This is a genomic window from Pseudomonas sp. PICF6, assembly GCF_009831705.1.
GTDB lineage: Bacteria > Pseudomonadota > Gammaproteobacteria > Pseudomonadales > Pseudomonadaceae > Aquipseudomonas > Aquipseudomonas rhizophila.
Window position 1 is genome coordinate 75,474 of record NZ_WUUD01000032.1, and the last position, 6,381, is coordinate 81,854.

At 61.1% G+C, this 6,381-nt stretch carries 7 protein-coding genes; 2 read left to right on the forward strand and 5 right to left on the reverse strand.

Features of this window, described 5'->3' with window-relative positions:
- The coding region (locus GSM73_RS20950; protein ID WP_256677024.1) for a DnaJ domain-containing protein at positions 1-390 on the reverse strand (390 nt) is incomplete at its 3' end.
- A 297-nt stretch (positions 391-687) separates the two neighbouring features.
- Between GSM73_RS20950 and GSM73_RS20955 the strand changes: the two genes are divergently transcribed.
- On the forward strand, positions 688-1,962 hold the full coding sequence (locus GSM73_RS20955; protein ID WP_047227355.1) for an Hsp70 family protein: 1,275 nt from the start codon (positions 688-690) through the stop codon (positions 1,960-1,962).
- A 132-nt stretch (positions 1,963-2,094) separates the two neighbouring features.
- Here GSM73_RS20955 and GSM73_RS20960 read toward each other — a convergent pair whose 3' ends face one another.
- The 4 genes from GSM73_RS20960 to GSM73_RS20975 form a co-directional block, all read right to left on the reverse strand.
- Positions 2,095-3,108: an AI-2E family transporter gene (locus GSM73_RS20960; protein ID WP_047227354.1), complete on the reverse strand. Its 1,014-nt coding sequence runs from the start codon at positions 3,106-3,108 to the stop codon at positions 2,095-2,097.
- 232 nt (positions 3,109-3,340) lie between these two features.
- Positions 3,341-3,631, reverse strand: a complete 291-nt coding sequence (locus GSM73_RS20965) for a PsiF family protein (protein ID WP_047227353.1) — start codon at positions 3,629-3,631, stop codon at positions 3,341-3,343.
- Between the two features lie 213 nt (positions 3,632-3,844).
- The gene (locus GSM73_RS20970; protein WP_160893720.1) at positions 3,845-4,735 is read right to left on the reverse strand and encodes a triacylglycerol lipase; all 891 of its coding nucleotides are present in this window, start codon (positions 4,733-4,735) and stop codon (positions 3,845-3,847) included.
- Between the two features lie 69 nt (positions 4,736-4,804).
- Positions 4,805-5,443 carry an FMN-dependent NADH-azoreductase gene (locus tag GSM73_RS20975; RefSeq protein WP_047227351.1) on the reverse strand — a complete coding sequence of 213 codons (639 nt, stop codon included), beginning with the start codon at positions 5,441-5,443 and terminating at the stop codon, positions 4,805-4,807.
- 138 nt (positions 5,444-5,581) lie between these two features.
- On the opposite strand from GSM73_RS20975, the gene GSM73_RS20980 reads away from it, so the two are divergent.
- Positions 5,582-6,381, forward strand: an 800-nt coding sequence (locus GSM73_RS20980; protein WP_256677025.1) for a LysR family transcriptional regulator, incomplete at its 3' end; no start/stop codon positions are given.

Sequence of the window (6,381 nt, forward strand, 5' to 3'; positions counted from 1 at the left end):
CACGTCTTGCCCTCGACGGCCGGTGCTGCGGCCTGACTGTCCGCCACCGAAACCCGGCCCGCGATTACCAAAAATCGAGCTGAAGAAATCCGAAAAATCGCCGGTGTCCTGTCCACCGCCAAAGCCGCCCCGGCTTTGCCAGCCCGGCGGTCCCTGGAAAGGCTGGCCGTGCTGGCCATAGCGACGCAGGTCATCGTACTCGGCGCGTTTGTCGGCACTCTTCAGCGCTTCATAGGCTTCGGAGACGTCCTTGAATTTGGTCTCGGCATCCTTTTCCTTACTCACATCCGGGTGGTATTTGCGGGCCAGTTTGCGATAAGCAGCCTTGATCGTGGCGTCATCAGCCGTCGGCTCCACACCCAGAATCTTGTAATAGTCTTTGAAGTCCATCGAAGGATCACCATCCGTTATCGATATCGCACCGCCACCCGCAGCATGCTCGTGATACAAGTCCTGGGGTTTGACCGATCTCAAGGTTTGTGACCGGGCGGCGCTTCAGAAGTTTATCGGCAGCCGGTGGCGGTTCTTGTACTCGCCTTGTGGCTGCCAGGCCCATGCCAGCAAGTTTGGGGGTGCGACGCTGTCTTTCAAGGCCAGAGTTTACGAATTAGCAGATAACCGGCCTTCGAATCCGTGCCGCACTGACATACACTGCGCGGCCGTTTTTTCAACTGGAATCCGAAAGACATGAAAAACGCATCTCCGGCCCGTGCCTGCGGCATCGACTTCGGCACGTCCAACTCCACTGTCGGCTGGCTGCGCCCCGGCATGGAAACGCTGATTGCGCTGGAGGACGACAAGATCACCTTGCCCTCGGTGGTCTTTTTCAATCTCGAGGAACGCCGCCCGGTGTATGGCCGCCTGGCCCTGCACGAGTACCTGGAAGGCTACGAAGGCCGGCTGATGCGCTCGCTCAAGAGCCTGCTGGGGTCCAAGCTGATCAAGCACGACACCAGCGTGCTGGGCACGGCCATGCCGTTCAAGGATCTTTTGGGACTGTTCATCGGCCAGTTGAAGAAGCGCGCTGAGGCCACCGCCGGTCGGGAATTCGAAGAAGTGGTACTGGGTCGCCCGGTATTTTTCGTCGACGACGATGAAATGGCCGATCAGGAAGCGGAGAACACCCTGGTGGACGTGGCCCGCGCCATCGGCTTCAAGGAAGTCTCGTTCCAGTATGAGCCCATCGCGGCGGCCTTCGACTATGAGTCGACCATCGAGAGGGAAGAGCTGGTACTGATCGTCGACATCGGTGGCGGTACTTCGGACTTCTCCCTGGTACGCCTGTCGCCCGAGCGGCGCACCCATGACAACCGTCACGCCGACATCCTCGCCACCGGTGGTGTGCACATCGGCGGCACCGACTTCGACAAGCAGCTCTCGCTGGCCGGCCTGATGCCGCTGTTCGGCTACGGCAGCCGCATGAAAAGCGGCGCCTACATGCCCACCAGCCACCACATGAACCTGGCGACCTGGCACACCATCAACGCGGTGTACTCGCAGAAATCCACCCTGGCCCTGGGCAGCATGCGCTACGACATCGAAGACACCGGCGGCATCGACCGGTTGTTCAAGTTGATCGAACAGCGCGCGGGGCACTGGCTGGCGATGGAAGTGGAAGAAACCAAGATCCAGCTGACTCACAGCGACCAGCGCCATTTGCTCCTGGACCGAATCGAGGCAGGCCTGAGTGTGGACCTGAGCCGGGAACTGTTTGAATCAGCCATCGACGGCCTGCTGGAGCGGGTGCGCGGCAGCGTCACGCAATTGCTCAACGATGCCAACGTACGCGTCGATCAGGTGGATACGGTGTTCTTTACCGGTGGCTCCAGCGGCATCCCGGCACTGCGCAACAGCGTCTCGGCGATGCTGCCCCAAGCGCGGCATGTGGAAGGCAATATCTTCGGCAGCATCGGCAGCGGGCTGGCGATTGAGGCGATGAAGCGCTACGGCACGCAGGTCTGATTCAAGTTCTGCGGCGCATCTATCGCGAGCAGGCTCGCTCCCACATTGAACCGCATTCCCTCTGAAGGAACTCGGTCAACGGTGGGAGCGAGCCTGCTCGCGATGGCGTCAGAACAGGCGACGCCGATCAGATCAAACCATCCCCACCTGCTTCAACTCACTCTTCAAGTAAGCATAATAAATCGGCCCCGCCACCACGCCCGGCAGACCGAACGCCGCTTCGAACACCAGCATCGCCATGAGCAATTCCCAGGACTTGGCGCTGATCTGCCCACCGACGATGCGGGCATTGAGGAAGTATTCGAGCTTGTGGATCACGATCAGGTAACCCAGCGCCGCCATTGCCACCCAGATCGACAGCGACAAGGCGACGATGGTGATCAGGGTGTTGGACATCAGGTTGCCAATGACCGGCAGCAGCCCCAACAGGAACGTCATGACGATCAGGGTCTTGGTCAGTGGCAGGTGGATGCCGAACAGCGGCAGCACCACCGCCAGGAAAATCCCGGTGAAGAAGGTGTTGAGCAGGGAAATCTTGATCTGGGCGAACACAATGTTGCGGAACGCCTTGACCAACAGGCTCAGACGGTCGAACAGCGCCGCCGCCAGGGGCTTGCGCTTGGTCAGGTCGGGGATGCGCTGCAGGGCGACGATAGCCCCCAGGACCATGCCGATCAACAACGTCACGAACATGTGGGCCGCATCCTTGCCCACCAACTGCAGCTCGCTCAGGTGCTTGCTCATCCAGTCGCCAATGGCCACCCGAAACTCGGCCGCGCTGGCCGGCAGGTAGGCGTCGATGAACGGTGGCAACTGCCCCCGGGCGCGGTCGACCACCGTCATGAACATGTCCAGGGATGCGCCAGGGTTTTCCGCCTCATGGAGCAGGAAACTGAAGGCCCCGGCGAAAATCAACGACAGCACACTGACCACCAGCGTGCCCAGCAGCGCCACCGCCAACCAGCGGGCCCGCCGGCCCTCGATCAGCCGTTGCAACTGCGGGGTGAGCATGTTGACCAGCTCGAACACCAGCAAACCGGCCAAAAGGCTCGGCAACAGGCGCAGTGGCAGCACCAGCAACAACCCACCAAAAATGATCACCCAACTGATCACCAACAAGACATGACGCTGAGAAAACGTTGGCATACAGCCTCAGAACAAAACGGCGTGAAAGGATCGGCAGTCTGCCAGCGTTCCACCAACAGCACTAGGGATTGTATCGGCTGACCTCGATCACAGTGCAGGTGTTTTTTTGTAGCGCCTTTGCCGGCCCCATCGCGAGCAGGCTCGCTCCCACAATGGACCGGGCAGTGCAAATCAACTGTGGGAGCGAGCCTGCTCGCGATGAGGCCTTCACCGTCTGAAAAAATCCCGGCGGTTATTTTTTCTTCAGACACTCACTCATGAACGCTTTACGCGCATCGCCTTTCAGTGCCTGGGTCGTGGCCGTGGCGTTGCAGGTTTTCATGCGTTCCTGCGGGGTGCTGGCATCGACGGGGGTGGCCTTGAGGCAGTTGCTCATGAAGGCTTTGCGCTCGTCTCCCTTGAGGGCCTTGGCGGTGGCGTCGGCATTGCAGGTGGTCATCTTGTTCTGTTGGGCCGTGGCGGCGAAACCCTGGGAAGACAGCAGCAACCCGATCACCAACAAAGGAACACGCAGCATCTTCATGATGTTTTCTCCTGGCTGCCGCACGATGGGTACGGCGATGAGGTGCAGTGTAGACAACGCCTGTTACACCTTCATCTGCGCGAATTTCCGTGCCTGATTGACCGTCATCGCGAGCAGGCTCGCTCCCACAGTTGACCGCACTCCGCCAGAAGAAACCCAATCCGAATGTGGGAGCGAGCCTGCTCGCGATGACGGACAACCCGACCTGAAGCCCTACACGCCGGCAGCCTTCAACCGCTGCGCATGCTCGACGAACAAGCGAACCGGCTCGGCGCCCTTGCCCACCAGCCCCAGCGACTGGTTGATGATATCGAAGTGATCCAGCGGATAGTCATCGCTGATCACCGTGCCCAAATGCGAGCTGTAACGCCCGACCATGCCGTCGCACTGCCCGGCCTCACGCACGAAAGTGCGGGCGAACAGCCGGCAGCTCCGGTGGGTGCCATCAAACAGGTTACGCCCCCTGTTGGTCTTGCCTGGCTGCAAGGTTCCGGACCAGGAGTAATAACGCACGCCATTGACCACTTCCGGTCCGTTCCCGCCCCACGTTTCCGGCAGGCCCTGGGGATATTGCTGGTTGAACAGGGCCACGCCCGCGGTAGTGAGAGAGGCGTGGGACGCCTGGATATCCACCGGCAACCGGGGCCCGCGATAACCGGTTTCCAGCAGGCTCATCAGGGCGCCGATCAACCGCAGCAAAGCACTGAGCAGGCGACCCTTGGCGCTGTTGGCCGGGTAATGGGCCTGCAGGTAATCAGCCAGCTCGGACCCATGGTTGGTGCCGGCCACCGAAGTGACCGATGCCACCAGGTCCGGGCGCTTGGCCGCCGCGTAGCGTGCCGTGAGGGCGCCCTGGCTGTGGCCGATCAGGTTGACCTTCTGCGCACCGGTTTGCGTGAGGATCTCCTCGATCCGCGCGAGCAACTGCTCGCCGCGCACCTCGGATGAGTGCAGCGGTGACACCTGCACAGCAACCACCACTGCCCCACCCCGGCGCAACGCCGAGACGATCCCGTACCAATACGGATACAGCACCAGACGAATGAACCCGAGCATTCCGGGGACCAGCACCAGCGGGTAACGAGTGGCGCACTGTTGTGACATGGCGACATCCTTGATCAATAGGTGGTCAGCATCGGTATCGATGATGACCAGTCTATGACACCCGCGCCATCAGAACGTCTGCGCCAACCCCAGCAAGCGTTGCTCGGCCTCGGCACAGGATTGGGCGAAACTGCGCTCAGCCGACTCCTCACCTTCGGCGGCAACCACCGTCACATCGGTGATACCGATAAAGCCCAGCACGGTGCGCAGCAGCGTGTCGGCGTGGTTCATCCCTTCAAGCTGACCACCAGGCCCGAAACCGAAGTCGCCACGACTGGTCACGATCAGCGCTTTCTTACCCAGTACCAGCGGTTCGTACTGCGACACGCCGTTATCCAGGCTGTGGTTGAACGTCAGCCCGATCCGCACGATCTGGTCGATCCAGGCTTTTACACCGCTGGGCACGCTGAAGTTGTGCATGGGCGCGGAGATGACCAACCGATCATGGGCCTGCAATTCCGTCACCAATGCATCACTGAGCGCCAGATCCGCCTGCATGGTCAGCGGTCGGGCTTGCGGTTCGGGGTAGAACGCCGCCGCGATGAACGCTTCGTTGACCGGAGGAATCACGGTGCGCCCCACTTCGCGCCGGCTCAGCTGGGAGTGCGGATGGGCCGCCTGCCAGGCCGAGACAAAGCTTTCGGTCAGGCGTCGGGAGTGAGAACGCTCGCCACGAGGGCTGCCATGCACGACAAGAATTTTACTCATCTGAATCTCCTTGGGTTGCGACTACAATCAATAGAACTTTTCGGCTTCAAGCTTGATATCCAACGCTGTAGTCGGGCAAATGAGGGCTCGTCACGCAAGATGAGTTAATTTCACCCATGGCACTTCAGGAGATCAGTAATGTTTGCCACGCTGCCCCTCAACGCACTGCGGGCCTTTGAGTCTGCCGCACGGCTGCTCAGCTTCAAGGCTGCGGCGGCGGAGCTGTCGGTGACACCCACAGCGGTTTCCCATCAGATCCGCGCCCTGGAAACCTGGCTAGGTGTGCAGCTGTTCGAACGCCAGCCGCGCCAGGTGCGGCTCACCGACGGCGGCCAACGCTTGTTCCACAGCCTGCACGGGGCCCTGCTGGAAGTGGCGCAAAGCGTCGACACCCTGCGCCCGCAACGCACCAACACTCACCTGACACTGTCCACCACCGCAGCGTTTGCCACCCTGTGGCTGGTGCCGCGCCTGGGCCGGTTTTATGCGCGTCATCCGAATATCAACGTGCGCCTGGACACCCACTGCGAAGTGGTCGATCTGCATCAGGACGCCAGCGTCGATCTGGTGGTGCGCTACAGCCTGGACAGCTACCCGAACCTGTACGGCCTGTGCCTTTTCGATGAACACTTCGGCGTGTACGGCTCGCCGGAACAAGTGGCCCTGGCCGCGCAGAGGCAGCCCACGCTGATCAGCGTGCGCTGGCACAATTCCAAACTGTATGCCCATGGCTGGGAAGCCTGGTGCGCTCAGGCCGGCGAAACCTGGCTGGCCCGGCAACCTTGCATGCGCGAGTACGATGAGGAGCATTACGCCCTGCAAGCGGCGATAGCCGGGCAAGGCCTGGTACTGGCGAGCAACATCCTCGCTTCCGAAAGCCTCGCCAGTGGCCTGTTGGTGGCTTATCGGCCGCAGATTCAGGTCAACGGCGCTGGCTA